The 15,449-nt window shown below is 62.2% G+C and carries 10 protein-coding genes and 1 pseudogene; 6 read left to right on the top strand and 5 right to left on the bottom strand.

Features of this window, described 5'->3' with window-relative positions; genetic code table 11:
• The 5 genes and pseudogenes from ACI2KG_RS24985 to ACI2KG_RS24965 form a co-directional block, all read left to right on the top strand.
• A pseudogene (locus ACI2KG_RS24985) lies at positions 1 to 1,602 on the top strand (hypothetical protein); the annotation flags it as partial.
• 5 nt (positions 1,603 to 1,607) lie between these two features.
• Complete coding sequence (locus ACI2KG_RS24980; RefSeq protein WP_404663681.1) at positions 1,608 to 2,501, top strand: DUF6708 domain-containing protein; 894 nt, start codon at positions 1,608 to 1,610, stop codon at positions 2,499 to 2,501.
• Positions 2,498 to 2,755 (top strand): PAAR domain-containing protein, encoded by a 258-nt coding sequence (locus ACI2KG_RS24975; protein ID WP_404663680.1) that lies wholly within the window; start codon positions 2,498 to 2,500, stop codon positions 2,753 to 2,755. The genes ACI2KG_RS24980 and ACI2KG_RS24975 overlap by 4 nt, the downstream gene beginning before the upstream one ends.
• A 336-nt stretch (positions 2,756 to 3,091) precedes the next feature.
• The gene (locus tag ACI2KG_RS24970; RefSeq protein ID WP_404663679.1) at positions 3,092 to 3,505 is read left to right on the top strand and encodes a histone-like nucleoid-structuring protein, MvaT/MvaU family; all 414 of its coding nucleotides are present in this window, start codon (positions 3,092 to 3,094) and stop codon (positions 3,503 to 3,505) included.
• Positions 3,506 to 3,779: 274 nt separating this feature from the next.
• The gene (locus tag ACI2KG_RS24965) at positions 3,780 to 5,105 is read left to right on the top strand and encodes an MFS transporter (protein WP_400622853.1); all 1,326 of its coding nucleotides are present in this window, start codon (positions 3,780 to 3,782) and stop codon (positions 5,103 to 5,105) included.
• 266 nt (positions 5,106 to 5,371) lie between these two features.
• Here the strand turns inward: ACI2KG_RS24965 and ACI2KG_RS24960 are convergent, their stop codons facing one another.
• The 3 genes from ACI2KG_RS24960 to ACI2KG_RS24950 all read right to left on the bottom strand — a co-directional run bounded on the left by ACI2KG_RS24960 (position 5,372) and on the right by ACI2KG_RS24950 (position 8,186).
• Positions 5,372 to 6,187 carry a sugar phosphate isomerase/epimerase family protein gene (locus ACI2KG_RS24960; protein WP_404663678.1) on the bottom strand — a complete coding sequence of 272 codons (816 nt, stop codon included), beginning with the start codon at positions 6,185 to 6,187 and terminating at the stop codon, positions 5,372 to 5,374.
• Between the two features lie 30 nt (positions 6,188 to 6,217).
• Positions 6,218 to 7,270 carry a Gfo/Idh/MocA family protein gene (locus ACI2KG_RS24955; RefSeq protein WP_404663677.1) on the bottom strand — a complete coding sequence of 351 codons (1,053 nt, stop codon included), beginning with the start codon at positions 7,268 to 7,270 and terminating at the stop codon, positions 6,218 to 6,220.
• Between the two features lie 139 nt (positions 7,271 to 7,409).
• The gene (locus ACI2KG_RS24950) at positions 7,410 to 8,186 is read right to left on the bottom strand and encodes an IclR family transcriptional regulator (RefSeq protein ID WP_404663676.1); all 777 of its coding nucleotides are present in this window, start codon (positions 8,184 to 8,186) and stop codon (positions 7,410 to 7,412) included.
• Between the two features lie 194 nt (positions 8,187 to 8,380).
• On the opposite strand from ACI2KG_RS24950, the gene ACI2KG_RS24945 reads away from it, so the two are divergent.
• Positions 8,381 to 10,093: an FAD-dependent oxidoreductase gene (locus ACI2KG_RS24945; protein WP_404663675.1), complete on the top strand. Its 1,713-nt coding sequence runs from the start codon at positions 8,381 to 8,383 to the stop codon at positions 10,091 to 10,093.
• Between the two features lie 484 nt (positions 10,094 to 10,577).
• On the opposite strand, the gene ACI2KG_RS24940 is transcribed toward ACI2KG_RS24945, so the two are convergent.
• Together ACI2KG_RS24940 and ACI2KG_RS24935 are read right to left on the bottom strand one after the other, a co-directional pair.
• Complete coding sequence (locus tag ACI2KG_RS24940) at positions 10,578 to 13,460, bottom strand: HD domain-containing phosphohydrolase (RefSeq protein ID WP_404663683.1); 2,883 nt, start codon at positions 13,458 to 13,460, stop codon at positions 10,578 to 10,580.
• 427 nt (positions 13,461 to 13,887) lie between these two features.
• Complete coding sequence (locus ACI2KG_RS24935) at positions 13,888 to 15,381, bottom strand: aldehyde dehydrogenase (RefSeq protein ID WP_404663674.1); 1,494 nt, start codon at positions 15,379 to 15,381, stop codon at positions 13,888 to 13,890.
• Positions 15,382 to 15,449 lie beyond the last annotated feature (68 nt).

The raw sequence follows: 15,449 nt of genomic DNA, 5'->3' as shown, positions 1-15,449 counted from the left end.
GAACAGTGGCTGGATCAACACGACAGCCCGCTGTACACCGCCCTGGCACCGTTCAACCCGTTCAAGGACAAAGCGGACGCGATCGGTAGCCTGTTGGGCGCCAGCGACAACGTGATCGAAGGCCTTGCCGGCCGCTTCCCGGCTATGGCCGGTATCACCGACCTCACCGCACAGACGGTCAACACCGTGGTGCTCAAGCGCCTGCGCGGGCAGACAAGGTGGGATGCCAGCCATGGCCTGCGTCAGCAGGTGTTGCTGGCGGCGCGCGAGGGCAATGCCGAGAAAGCTTTGGGGCTGCTGGCGGCGCGCTATCGGATCACCGGCCAGGCCATCGCGGAGAATCCCTTCAGCGAAGAGGTACAGAAGTACCTGAAAAGTGGCATGGCGCAGGTTGAGGAGATGAAACAAATCCGCGTCTCCGGAAGCCGGACGGTGTCCATCGAAATCACCACCACTGCGCGCGTGAAACCCAACTTCCTCGGGTTGCTTACCACGGGGGTTGGTGGTGGTTTGAACGCGGGAATGCTGTGGTTCAACGTGATTTCGCTCAAGGCGGCTTACAACAGCCTGCAGCAGAGTGATGCGCCGGAATACACGATGGGGTTTGCTTCGTCGATTTTCGGGGTGATTGGTGCAGCATCGGCGACAATGGTTAGCGTGCGGGCAACGCAGAAAGCCTTAATGTTGAGATTGAGTTCGACAGCACCTGGGATGGCCTTTGGCAATGGAGTTATCAAGTTCTTAAGCAGTAATCTCTACGCGCGTTTGGCAGGATACCCAGCAATCGCATTTAGTTTCCTTTCGGATGCTCTCAAGGCAAGGCGTCAGAGAGATAACGGCAATGTAGCGGCTGGTGCATACACGATGACGGGTGGCTTAACCATGGCTGTTGGTTCTGCCGTCGTCCTTGAGGCTGGGCTTGCGGTTGCTGGCGCAACCTCAGTAGTGCCTTTCGCCGGGTGGGCCGCCGCGGCGCTTGTACTCGTAGGGGTCGCAATCATTGCTGGGGGGCTCTACTTACATGCGAAGGCCCACGAATATCTTCACAGCCCTATTGAGCTTTGGGCAGCCCGCAGTATTTTCGGCAATCGCAATAACGATGGCGAGGTCCGCTCTGAAATTTCACTGGACTATGAAAAAAAGCTGCCTGCATTCCCTTCGTTACATGCGGAAATCAAAGCTTGGCACAACGAGCACTACGGACCAAAACTAATTTCTGCCAAACAAGCCTTATCACTCGGCATCAAAAATGTAGACACCCGATGGCACGACAACAATCACTGGTCACCGCCAGACTGGACTGCCATCACGCGCAACGAAGTAGACACGCATCAGCCTACAGCAGAATTTACGGTGCTGCTGCCTGGTTTCGTATTGGGAGTAAGCGAATGGTCAGGTAGCTTAAGCACGTTTCGTGACGCGCAAGGAATGGATGTGTTCCCCATCGCCCCCACTGGCCACCTTGTAGCTGCCGGTTTGGTCCTGCACTTCGAAAATACATTATCTAATCAGAACCATGTCTCACTGCATCTAGCTTACAGTGCTAACCAAGGGCTGGACGAAGACAGTGAAACACAGTCAACATTTCGCCTGGAGCGATAAAAAATATGTCAACCATCTGGCTATTCCATACGACATCAAATTCAGGATACAAACCTGCCATTAGCGGACAACTATTAAGCTCATCAGAAAATACTTTATGTCTGCGAAACCCCTGGGTTTCAGACTCAGTCTTCATGGGAAAGTTGTATTGCGTAATGATTATCGTATTGATGATCGGCCTATACCCTGACTTGCTGAGCAGCGAGGCGTGGGGGCCATACACTTTCAGCCCTATCTTGATTGCTGGGACCATTCTTGGACCTTTCATCTTTCTACCATTTCTGGCCTACCGCATATATTTCATCAAAGGCTTATCAAGCTTCTGTCTCAATCGAACATCAAAAAAAATATACTACCAACGTTTGAGTAAGACATTAGTCTTTGACTGGAACAATACCGGCGGAGGCATCTTCAAACGCACCGAGTTCGGAGGCTCATCATTCAGCACTAGCTACGCCCTCGCCTTCGCCCCACGCCGAGCTGACGGCAGCCTTCACCAAAAAGACTGCCTCTGGGTCGACAGCAACGAACCCACCGAGTCCGGCGTCAAACACGTCGCCGAAGTCTGGGAATACCTCCGCCATTTCATGGACCACGGCCCGGCCAAGCTCCCCCCACCCGGCGAACCCAACTGGTGGCACAAACCCCTGCACGCCATCTGCCTGACCCCGGCAGAAGCCTGGCGCCACTACGCCCCCTGGCGCACCGGCGAACCCGGTGAAATGCAGGGCAAGAAGAACTGGCAGCTGCCGTTCTGGGCCGTGCTGTTCCCGTACAACCTCACACTTGCCATCTGCTGGTATGGCGTCTGCCGGCTATTTAACGTCCGCCCAGCCTCGCCGCCGCCAGCAGCCTTTGAAGTGGCACCTGTTCAACCAAGCAAAAGGAAGCGCAAATGAAACCCATCGTTCTTGTAGGCCATCGTCATCGCTGCCCGATCCATGGAGAGGGCACCGTTGAGACCGGTGCGAGCGCAACATTCGTGGATGGAAGGCCCGTTGCGCGTGTAGGTGACCGCATCAGTTGCGGCGCCGTCATCGAAACAGGCGCCGCCGGCACAATCATCGAGGGCCAAGCCGCAGCACGGGAAGGAGACACCACCAGCCACGGAGGGATACTGATTGAAGGCGAGGCTGGCTGGCTTGTTGATTAACAACCCAGCTCAGCCACGCGGCCAAAGACAGTTAAGCGCAAACTTACAAACGAGAAGTAGCCCTTTATTTCAAGTTTTGTCCGCTAGCGATTCGGGGCGTATCGCGGCCCGAATCACGAGCCGGTTCTCACAAGCACGACGCCCAATAAAGCTTACTGCAATCAATAAAACAAATAACGTAGGGATTTTCCTACGCAAACAACTTAAATCCACACAATTTGACACACGACCAACCCATCGAGATAAACCCATAAAAATCTATCAAATTATTTCTCCACTTGCTTTACCTCGCTGTGGGCGCTAACACTAACCCCACCAAGCAATGGAGAAAATCCCATGTCCCGTCTAGCCGAATATCGCGCCCTCGAATGGCTGCTCGCCAGCAAAAAGACCGAACTCCACTTCATTAAAATCGACCCCCGCCTGAAACGCGAACTCGAATTTGAAAGCAAACTCCACGACTTGCTTGCCGAATACCAACTCAGCCGCTGGTATGTACTGAGTATGCTCGACCGCGAAATCAAGACCGCGCTCGACGCTATCGACCAGCAGCAACGCCCGCTCGCTGCGCCCCCCCGTTATAGAACGCGACAAAGCAAATACTATAAAAACCCGCACACCGGTGAAGTCGTAGAAGCCAAAAGCACGCTGCACAAAACCGTACGCGCCTGGATTGGGCAATACGGCCGCACCGAGGTCGAAAGCTGGGCAACGGCGTGGTCTGTCTATGCCAGCAAGCCCGACTTGTAGACAGCCGATACCTTGTGCAGAACAACGCCCGCCTGTGCTTCCCTTACCATCACCCAGCAACCAGGCTCATTGCCTTCTACCCTTGATAGACGTGAACACCCGCCGCGCCCACAGACCACCGCAATCGTTCGATAACCGAACAGTAGCCCGTCTCTTGAATTGACGCTGCCGCCTTCACTGCTCACCATGCACCGGCCTTGCGTGCCCCCTGCCTGGGACCCGGTCACGCACCGTAGCACCGCAGCCGAATACAATTTCAAGAAACGAGCAGTTTATGAACCACTCCAAGATCACCCCCGCCGCTACCCGGATGCCTCAGGGTTCGATCGGCGACAAGCTTCGCGGCGCCTTTGGCGTCGGCAAGACCCGTTGGGGCATGCTGGCCCTGGTGTTCTTTGCCACCACCCTGAACTACATCGACCGCGCCGCCCTTGGCATCATGCAACCCGTGCTGGCCAAGGAAATGAGCTGGACGGCGATGGACTACGCCAACATCAACTTCTGGTTCCAGGTCGGCTATGCAATCGGCTTCCTGCTGCAAGGCAGGCTGATCGACAAGGTCGGGGTCAAACGCGCGTTCTTCTTCGCCGTACTGTTGTGGAGCCTGGCCACCGGTGCCCATGGCCTGGCCACCTCGGCCGCCGGTTTCATGGTCTGCCGCTTCATCCTCGGCCTGACCGAGGCCGCCAACTACCCGGCGTGCGTGAAGACCGTGCGCCTGTGGTTCCCGGCCGGCGAGCGGGCAATTGCCACCGGGCTGTTCAATGCCGGGACCAACGTTGGCGCCATGGTCACCCCGGCGTTGTTGCCGCTGATTCTGGCGGTATGGGGCTGGCAGGCCGCGTTCATTGCCATGGGCAGCCTTGGCCTGGTGTGGGTGGTGCTGTGGCTGCTGAAGTACTACAACCCTGAAGACCACCCCAGCGTGCGCCAGAGCGAGGTGCAGTACATCCAGCAGGATGACGAGCCCGAGCCGACCCGTGTGCCGTTCAGCCGCATCCTGCGTTTGCGTGGCACCTGGGCGTTTGCGGTGGCCTATGCGATTACCGCGCCGGTGTTCTGGTTCTACCTGTACTGGCTGCCGCCGTTCCTCAACCAGCAATACAGCTTGGGCATCAACGTGACCCAGATGGGTATCCCGCTGATCATCATCTGGCTGACGGCGGACTTTGGCAGCATCGGTGGCGGCATCCTGTCGTCGTGGCTGATTGGCCGTGGCGTGCGCGCCACGACAGCGCGGCTGGTGTCCATGCTGATTTTCGCCTGCACCATGGTCAGCGTGGTCTTTGCCGCCAACGCCAGTGGCCTGTGGGTCGCGGTGGCAGCCATCTCGCTGGCGGTGGGTGCGCACCAGGCGTGGACGGCGAATATCTGGAGCCTGGTGATGGACTACACGCCCAAGCACCTGGTGAGCACGGTGTTCGGCTTCGGCAGCATGTGTGCGGCGATTGGCGGGATGTTCATGACGCAGATTGTCGGCAGTGTGCTGACCGCGACCAACAACAACTATGCCGTGCTGTTCACCATGATCCCTGCAATGTATTTCCTTGCGCTGGTATGGATGTACTTCATGGCACCGCGCAAGGTTGAAAGCGCCTGAGGGTGCTAGCCAGTTAACCTCTACGGGGCCCTTGCGGGCCCTTTTTCTGGGCTGTAGATCAATGCAGCAACACAGCACACTGTAGGAGCGGCCTTGCGTCGCGATGGGCTGCGAAGCAGCCCCAAGGTTTCCGCACAGATGCACAAATTGCCGGGGCTGCTTCGCAGCCCATCGCGACGCAAGGCCGCTCCTACAAGGGCCAGTGCCGGTCAGGAGAGATATGCAAGCCAGTTCCCACAGTACTGCGTGCGAATCAAGTACTAGCGTCAGACCATTGCCAGCACTGCCTTGGCCTTGTCCAGCGCCATCCGCGCACGTTGCTCGCCACTGATGCCCTGCTCCAGCAGCTGCCGCGTGGGGATTTCCAGGCTCAGCGGGACGGTTGCCGGCAACGCGCGCAGCAGGCCGATCAGGTCGGCATCGCCTTCGCCGGGGAAGCGCCGCTCGTTGCGCGCCTGACGCAGGATTTCGTCCATGTCAGCCGGCACCGGGCCAGCAACGTCACACAGCTGGGCATAGCGCATACGCTCGGGTGCCAGTTGCGCCAGGTCGCTCAGCGAAGAGCGGGAGCGGTTGAAGTGGAAAGCGTCCAGCAACACACAGCCGTTAATGCAGTCGGCATTGGCCACCACACGCATGGCCTGGCGCAGGTCGCTTACATCGGTCCACGGCATGAACTCCAGGTGCGGGTGAATGCCATACCCCGCGGCCAGCTCGCACAAGGCAGCAAAACGTTCGGTCAGGCGCGCTTCATCCGGATCATTGCCAGCCACCAGCAGTTCAGTACCGCCCAGCTCAGCGCCCACCGCCAGGATCGGCTCGAAATCCGCGACAGCGGTTTCCGGCTTCAGGCGCAGGATTTCCAGGTCGAGCACCTTGATACCGGTATCGCGCAAACGCGCCTGGGTTTGCCTGCGCAGGTCGGTATCGGCCACCAGCGGGAAGTGCTGCTCTTGCTCGGTAGCTGGCACCAGGCGCAGGCCTACGTGGCTGTAACCGGCACGGGCGGCTGCCTCGACCATATTCGGCGGGGAAAGCTCAAGCACCGTCAGGGCCGCGAGGGAGAAAATTCGATCAGTCATTGTTATTCACCAGGAAAAGAAGAGGTCGTACTAGGCAATGTGTTCCGGCGCGCAGGCGCGACCGCTTTCGGCGGCCTGGCGAATCGCTTCGATCAGCGCCAGGGTGCGGCCGCCGTCGGCGGCATCGATCAGCGGCGCCTGTTCACCACGGGCAACCCGTACAAAGTGCTGCAACTGCAAGGTCAGTGCCTCGCCGGCGGGGATGCTTTCTTCGTGCTGCAACAGCGGCGTGTGCCAGCCCGAGCCGGCCTCGGCGTAGTGCCAGCGCTTGAGCTGAGGAATGCTCAAGGCCCCCTGTGTACCGGCCAGCAGATAACACGGCTGGCCATCCTGACGCGGGTAGATCGGGCTTTCACCGGAGTCGAGTTCCCAGCTCCAAGGTGCAGCCACCGCGTCGGAGCCGGTCAGGCTACCCAGCGCGCCATTGGCGAACTGCAGCAGCACGGCGGCACTGTCTTCGTTGGCAAAACCCCGCACGTGGTTGCGGGTGAAGGCCTGCACCTGCACCACTTCACCGCACAGGTGGCGCAGCAGGTCGAGGTCGTGGATCAGGTTGGTCAGCAAGAAGCCGGCCCCCGGCTCACGGCGCCAGGGGGTTTCGAAATAGCTGTCGGGCTTTTGCAACTGCCACAGTGCAGTGACATTGATCAGGCGGCCCAGCTTGCCCTCGCTGATCACCTGGTGCGCCTTGGCGATCAGTGGGTTGTGCCGGCGATGGTGGCCGACCAGTACCGGCACATTGTGCCGGCGTGAGGCTTCCACCAGTGCACGAACTTCATCCAGGTGTACGCCCACCGGCTTTTCGACCAGTACCGGCACACCGGCCGCGACGCAATCCAGCGCGGTGGCCACATGCTGGTTGTTCGGGTTGGCGATGATGACGGCCTCTGGGTGCACGCGCTCGAGCATTTGCCGGTGGTCGGCAAAATACGGCACGCCGCATTCACCCGCGAAGGCCTCGGCCTGCGGGGCTGGGTCGGCCACGGCGCACAGCTGGGCCTGGGGAACATTGCGCAAGTGCTGGTAGTGCTGGCGGCCCATGATGCCAGCGCCGATCAAGGCGATACGAAGGGGTGCGTTCAACAGCCTGTCCTCTTGTCATTGTTGTGATGCAAATTCTGAAACCTGGTTCCACAATCAGCATTCAACAATGTAGAACCACGTTCAGGTTTTCAGAAGACGCGGCGCAACAGACTGTGCGGTAATCGACCGGAATATCCCTTCAGGCAAACAGTTCGCTGGCCCGGCTGGCGGCCGACAGCTCCTCTGCAGCCGCCAGCAACAGCGGCGCCAGCTCTGCGAGGCGGCTTTGCGCCAGGCGTGCGCTCGGCCCGGCGATGCTCAGCACACCGATAACCTCGTCACTTTGCGGGCGGCGTACCACCGCTGCCAGGGCCGAGGTGCCGATGGCCGACGTTTCCTCGACCCAGGCATAACCGCGCTCGCGGGCGCGGTGCAGGTAGGCGATCAGTTCATCAGTGGAGCGTGGCGCGTTCGGGCCGAACTGGGTGGGGTCGGCGATGCCTTGGCGCAACACCATCTGCAGCGCCTGTTCATCGTCCAGGCTGGCCAGCCAGGCATGCCCGGACGCGGTGTAGAACAAGGGTGCGTCGCGGCCCATGTCGGGGTCGTAACGCAGCCCGGAGCGCGCGCCCTGGGACTTGGCGATCCAGGTCTGCCGGGCCCCATCGATCACGCCAAGGCGCACCAGTTCACCGCTGTCCTGGGCCAGGCGGTCGAGAATCGGCTGGATGATGTCGGCGCCGCTGCTGGCCAGGTAACGAAAGCCCAGCGCCACCAGCTTGGCTGACAGCTGGTAGCGGCTGTTGTCGCGGTTCTGCCGCACGTACCCCAGCCGCACCAGTTCGGTGAGCATGCGATGGGCCGCACTTTTAGGGATGTCCAGGCGCTCGGCCAGGGTTTGCAACGGCAGGCCCTGAGGCTCACCGGTAAGGCTTTCTACAAGACTGAAGGCGCGTTCGATCTGACTACCAGCCATGACACAGGTCCCTGATATCTTTTGCGGATTCTAGAAGATGATTCCACATTGCCGATAGCATCCGCACCCAGCCCCTAGTGAAACGTCCGATTATCGCCCTCTACTTTATCAGCTCGCCTACCCTTCCCTTGCAGATTGAGCCCGCGCTGACAAGAATGTGGAACCTTGTTCCAATAACAACACAGGATTGCGCAATGCCTTCTGCTCCCTTCGAAACCGAATGCGATGTACTGGTCATAGGCTCTGGCGCTGCCGGGCTGGCTGCGGCCGTAACGGCTGCCTGGCATGGGCAGAAGGTGATCGTGGTAGAGAAGGAGCCGGTATTCGGCGGCGCCACGGCCTGGTCCGGTGGCTGGGCCTGGGTACCGCGCAACCCGCTGGCGCGCCGGGCAGGCATCGAGGAGAGCATCGAGCAGCCGCGTACCTATCTGCGCAATGAACTGGGGGCCAATTACGACGCCGAGCGCGTTGATGCCTTCCTTGAAGCGTGCCCGCACATGGTGGCGTTTTTCGAAAAGCATACGGCGCTGCAGTTTGCCGACGGCAATGGCATCCCGGACATGCATGGCGATACCCCGGGTGCAGCCCAGGGCGGGCACCAGGTGATTGCCGCCCCCTATGACGCCCGCGAGGTGGGTGCACTGCTGCCACGCTTGCGCAAGACCCTGCGCGAAACCTCGTTCATGGGCATGCCGATCATGGCTGGGGCCGACCTTGCCGCGTTCCTCAACATGACCCGCTCGCCCAAAGCCTTGCTGCACGTGTGCAAGCGCTTCGGTCGCCACCTGTACCACTTGGCCCGCCATGGCCGGGCGATGCACCTGGTCAACGGCGTGGCGCTGGTGGCGCGGCTGGCCAAGTCGGCGCAAGACTTGGGCGTGCAGTTGAAGGCGTCGGCGCCCGCCAAGCGTTTGCTGGTCGAGGACGGCCAGGTGCGCGGGGCGCTGGTGGCGACGCCACAGGGCGAGCAACGCATCCGGGCCAAGGCCGTGGTGCTGGCCGCAGGCGGGTTCCCCAACGACACGGCCCGGCGCCGGCAACTGTTCCCGCGCGATGCCAGCGGCCACGACAACCTCGCCCTGCCCCCCAAGGGCTGCTCGGGCGATGGCTTGCGCCTGGGTGAGTCGGCCGGTGGCGTGGTGGCTACCGACCTGAAGTCGCCGGTGGCCTGGGCGCCGGTTTCGCAAGTGCCGCACCGCGATGGCAGTGTCGGCCACTTCCCGCACATCATCGAGCGCGGCAAGCCGGGCATTATCGGCGTGCTGGCCAACGGCAAGCGCTTCGTCAATGAAGCGCATGGTTACTACGATTATGTCTCGGCCATGGTCGCAGCTGTGCCGCCGGACGAGGAAGTGTGTTCATGGCTGGTCTGCGACCATCGCTTTTTGCGCCGCTATGGCCTGGGCCATGCCCGCCCGGCGCCTCTGCCGGTGTGGCCGCATGTGCGCAGTGGCTACCTGAAGCGAGGCGGCACGCTGGAAGCGTTGGCTATTGCCTGTGGCATCGACCCGGCCGGGTTACGGGCCACGGTTGGCGAGTTCAACAGCCATGCGCGCAATGGCGAGGACCCGGCATTTGGCCGCGGCTCCACCCCGTTCAACCGCAAGCAGGGTGACCCGCAGCACAAGGGCCCCAACCCTTGCGTGGCGCCGATCGAGCATGGGCCGTTCTATGCGGTGAAGGTGAAACCGGGTTGCTTTGGCACCTTTGCCGGGTTGCGCACCGACGGCAGTGCGCGGGTGCTGGATGAGGCCGGGCAGCCGATTGCCGGGCTGTATGCGGCGGGTACCGACATGGCCAGCGTGTTTGGTGGGTGGTACCCGTCGGGCGGTATCAACCTGGGGCCGGCGTTGACGTTTGGTTATGTGGCTGGGCGGCATATTGCTGGGGTTCGGGGGTATGAGTGATGGGTAATGCCCGCCGGAAGGTTTTCAGCGCCTGTGAGATCGAGCGCCGCCCGCGCGGCGCTTCGCGGGGCAAGCCCTAATGCCAGTCAGTTAAGACTGCCGGGGCTGCTGTGCAGCCCATCGCCGGCAAGCCAGCTCCCACACCGACCGCATCGGATTCAAGCCATGCGCCATATTGTGGGAGCCTGGCTTGCCGGCGATGGGCCGCAACGCGGCCCCAAATTGCTTAACTGACCGGCATTAGGGCAAGCCCGCTCCCACATCTGTTTCGGGCCCATTACTCCTGTGCCATTTTCGCGCGCTCCCCTTGGCGCACAGCTCGATATCGAGTCGTGCAAACAAGGCGGACAGAGGTGGCCTCACAGGAGTGACTGGCCCGAAACAGATGTGGGAGCGGGCTTGCCCCGCGAAGCGCCGCGCGGGCGGCGCTCGGTCTCACTGGCGCTGCAACTGCTGCGGCGAACACTTTGTCGGGTGCAGCACCTCATATGGGAGCGGCCGGGCAGCGCATCTGCGCCAGCCAATAGCTCACATCCACCTCGTCGATCTGCTCGGCACGCAGGAAGCGCTCGGCATATTGGCGGTACACGCCGCTGCTGAGAAACAGGTGCAGCAGCTGGCCGTCGAGGTGCCCGTCGCGGGCCATGAACACCAGGATCTTCACCGATTCGGACAAGGTCTTCGGCGGTTTGTAAGGCCGGTCGGCCGCCGTCAGCGCCTCGAAGATGTCGGCAATCGCCATTACCCGCTCGGCAATGCCCAGCTGCTGTGCGCCCAGGCGGCGTGGGTAGCCGCTGCCGTCCATCTTCTCGTGATGGTTGCCAGCGATATCGGGTACCCGCTTGAGCTGGCGCGGGAACGGCAGCGCGCTAAGCATGATGATGGTCTGCACGATGTGTTCGTTGATCTTGAAGCGCTCTTCGTCGTTCAAGGTGCCACGGCGGATTGCCAGGTTATACAGTTCGCCATGGTTGCTGGAGTGGGCTGGCAGGCGCATGTCGAAGCCCCAGGTGTTGCGCGGGTCGCCCTTGACCACCGGCGGCGTGCGTATACCCCACGGCACACGGTGTTCCGGGCGGTCGGACAGCAGCGGTTCGTCTACCGGCAGCGCGGGTGGCGGCACACCGGCAAAGCGTTCGGCTTCGTCACGGGAGATGCCCAGGCGGTTGTCGAAGTGGCGTTGCCAGTGGCCCTGGCCGATCTGTTGCAGGCGCTGGATATCAGCGTCCTGCATGAATTCACCGCCAATGTTGGCCTGGGCAACGAAGGCGAAGTCGTCCTGCAGTTCGGCCTGGCGACGGACCAGGGCAACTTTCAGCGCCTGCGGCTCGGCACCGTCGGCCAGGCCTTGCCAATACGCCAGCTCGGCATCGCGCCACAGCACTTCGAAGCGCATGCGCACTTCGTGAATACGGTTGTACAGGGTTTCCAGCTTGGTCGCCTTGTCCACCACGTATTCGGGGCTGGTGACCTTGCCACAATCATGCAGCCAGGCGGCCACGCGGAATTCGTAACGCTCGGTCTCGCTCATGCTGAAGCTGGCATAGGGGCCACTGTCGGCCGCCACCGCCTGGTCCAGCAGCATCTGCGCCAGCTGCGGCACCCGTTCACAGTGGCCACCGGTATACGGGCTCTTGGCGTCGATAGCATCGGCCAGCAGCTTGATCATGGCGTCCAGCAGGTGTTGCTGGGCTTCGACCAGTTGACGGGTTTCGATGGCCACCGCAGCCACACCCGACAGCTCCTCGACAAAACGCCTGAACGGTTCACCGGCCTGCTCGTCAGCCAACTGCAGCACGAGGATGCCCAACAACGCCTGGCTGCGGTCATTCAGCACCACCGCCAGGCTCTGATCGTGCAGGCCCAGGGCCTGGGTCACTGCGGCGGCAAGCTGGTGCCGGGCGCCTTCGTCCACCGCCAACTCGCCGGGGTATTGCTCGCCCCGGCAGGAAGCGGCAAGACGCAGCAAGGCGTGTTCGGCATCGTACAGGTAGACGACACCAGCATTGAGCCCGGCAGCCTCGACCAGGTGTGTCAGCACACCCTCGAGCATGCGTTCCAGGTCACGCTCGCGGCTAAGCGTGAGGGTAATGGCCTGGAAACTGCGGATGGTGCCGGACATGCGGCTCAGCACACGGTTCAGTTCGCGCACTTCGGAAACCTGCGAGCCCACCCCCACCTGGCGGCTGAAATCGAAGGCGGCCAGGCCTTGCACCTGCTCGGCCAGCAGGCGCAGCGGGCGGCCAATGCGCCGGCCCAGCACACCGCCGAGTACCAGCAGCACAGCCATCAGCGCGCCGGTCCAGAGCAACTGTTCGACCAGCACCTTGCGCGCACCGGCCAGCAACTCGTGGGCCGGCACCGCAATCAACACGTGCAGGTCCCGCCCGGCCAGGGTGGTCAGTTGCACGCGCATGCCGAACCAGGTGCGGCCGTTTACCTGATAATGCTGCGGCCGGGTGCCTTGCGGCGGCTCGGCAAACAGCTGCTGCAGGCTGGCAATGCCCAGCTCGCCAACCCGCGACAGGCGCACCGCCTGCCCTTCATGCAGGATGACGCGTTGCAGCTCCGGGTAGGCCACCACACTGCCTTGGTCATCGATCACGGCAATCTCGGTGCCAGGGGTGATGCGCAAGTCCTGGGTTTCGCTGGCCAGGTCGTTGACCGAAACGTCCATGCCGATCACGGTCCCGCCATCGACACTGCGCTGGGCCATGGTCAGGCCGATTTCACGGGTGGTGAAGAACACATACGGGTGGGTCAGCACGGTAGTGGCGTGTGCCGAGGCGTCGGTGAACCACGGGCGCTGGCGCGGGTCGTAGCGGTACTCGGGCCTGGCCTGGGCTTGCAGCAGGTTCAGGGCCTGGTCGTAAAAGCGCCATTCGCCTTGCAACGCCCCGCCCTCATGGCTGACGCTCTGCACCAGGAATGCCGTACCCGCTGGAGCGCCGAAGCGCTGCAACAATTGCGGCTCACGCAGCCGACGTATCAGCAGGAATTCGCCGTTGGGGTAGCCCAAGTAGGCGGCGCTGAGCATGCGGTTGGCGTCAAGCGTTTCGACCAGTTGTGGCAAGCGCTCCAGGCGCTGCGCCAGGGTGTGTGCGGTCGGGTTGTAGGCCAGCAGGCGGATGCTGCTCTGCGCCGGGTCGATCAGCCGCCGGGCGCGTTCATCAAGGGTCTTGCCAACCTGCTGGGCGGAATCACCAGCGGCGGCGATCAAGGTCTGGCGCAGGCCGCGATAGCCTTGCCAGGCAAGGGCGGCGCCGAGCAGCAGCATGCCCAACATGATGGCCAGCGCCACCAGCCACTGTAGGGAAATGCCCCGCCCGGCGTTGCCAGCGGCACGACCATTCGACACGTAGCCCATCCCAGGTACTCCATGCATGGCACATTGCCTTGGCTGATGTCCGCAGCAGTGTAGAGGGAGGGTGGGGGTTTTGCCGGTGGGGGGGGGAAATTTATACGGAGTTGGGGGCTGGAAGGTGCTTGCCTTGACATTTGCAGGGCCTGTGAAATCGAGCGCCGCCCGCGCGGCGCTTCGCGGGGCAAGCCCGCTCCCACAGTCTGTTTCGGGCCAGTCACTTCTGTGAACTCTCCACTGTCCGCCTTTGTTTCTTCGATATCGAGGTGGGCACAACTGCTGTCCATTGATCTCCAGTCATGCACCAAGGCGGGCATCGGTACTTGCACAGGAGAGATTGGCCCGAAACAGACTGTGGGAGCGGGCTTGCCCCGCGAAGCGCCGCGCGGGCGGCGCTCGATCTATCAGGCGCTGCAAATGGTTCGCCAGACACTCACCCCCGCAACTGGTACCAGGTAGTCTTAAGCTGCGAATACTTGTCAAACGAATGCAGCGACAGGTCGCGGCCAAACCCCGACTGCTTACCCCCGCCAAACGGCACCGTCACATCCAGCGCATCGACCGTGTTCACCGACACCGTTCCGGCCTTCAGCGCCCGCGCCACCCGGTGGACCTGGTTGAAGTCATCGCTCCACACCGAGGCCGCCAGGCCATAGATGCTGTCGTTGGCCAGGCGTACCGCCTGCTCTTCCGTATCAAAAGCGCTGACCGCCAGTACCGGCCCGAACACTTCCTCCTGCGCCAGGCTCATGCGGCCATCGACCCTGGCAAAAATGGTCGGCTCGATGTAGTTGTCCGAACCGTCGATGGTCAGGCGCTTGCCCCCAGACACCAATTGCGCGCCCTGTTGACCGGCACGGGCGATGGCGGCCTCGATGCGCCCGGTCTGTTCGGCATCGACAATCGCCCCGGCACGGCTCGCCGGGTCCAGCGGGTTGCCGGGCAGCCACTGACGGGCCTTGGCCTGCAGGCGCTCGATGAACTCATCGTGGATGGAACGCTGCACGTACAGCCGAGAATTGGCCGAACACACCTCGCCCTGGTTGAAGAAAATGCCGAAGGCCGCCTTTTCCGCCGCCAGGTCCAGGTCCTGGCAGTTATCGAACACCAGGTTAGGGCTTTTGCCGCCGCACTCCAGCCACACCTGCTTGAGGTTGGACTGCGCCGAGTACTGCATGAAGTACTTGCCCACCTGGGTGGAGCCGGTGAACACCAGGCAATCCACATCCGGGTGCAGGCCCAGTGCCTGCCCGGCCTGCTCGCCCAAACCCGGCACCACATTCAGCACGCCCTCCGGCAAACCGGCTTCCAGTGCCAGTTGGGCCAGGCGCAGGGCGGAAAATGGTGACTGCTCGGCGGGCTTGAGCACCACGCTGTTGCCGGCAGCCAGTGCCGGGGCCAGCTTCCAGGCGGCCATGTCGAGCGGGAAGTTCCACGGCACCACGGCCGCGACCACGCCGAGGGCTTGGCGGGTGATGGTGGCCAGTGCGTTGGCTGCGGTCGGCGCCACCTGGTCGTACAGCTTGTCCAGTGCCTCGCCGTACCAGGCGAACACGTGTGCCGAACCCGGCACGTCGATGTTGTAAGCGTCCTTCACTGGCTTACCCATGTTCAGCGAGTCCAGCAGGGCCAGTTCTTCGCGCCGGGCCATGATCAGCTCGGCCAGGCGCAGCAGCACTTTCTTGCGTTCGCCCGGTGCCATGCGCGGCCATGGGCCTTGCTCGAAGGCCCGGCGGGCACTGGCGACGGCCAGGTCGACTTCGGCCGGGCCGCAGGCGGCGACCTGGGCCAGAACGCGGTTGGTGGCGGGGTTGATGGCGGCGAACGTGGCGCCGCCCTGGGCATTCACGGGTTTGCCGTCGACCAGCGCACTGGCCGGGAGGTACAGGTCCGAGGCGCGTTGTTGCCAGAATTCGAGGGTGTACATTTGTACTCCTGATGAACATTTGGGCAGATTTTTTGTTAGTGGCGTCGCCCCACAGGTGGATCGCCGGG

This window comes from Pseudomonas sp. NPDC089407, from assembly GCF_044900445.1.
In the GTDB taxonomy this organism is placed as follows: domain Bacteria; phylum Pseudomonadota; class Gammaproteobacteria; order Pseudomonadales; family Pseudomonadaceae; genus Aquipseudomonas.
This window is presented reverse-complemented; position numbering and strand designations above follow the sequence as displayed.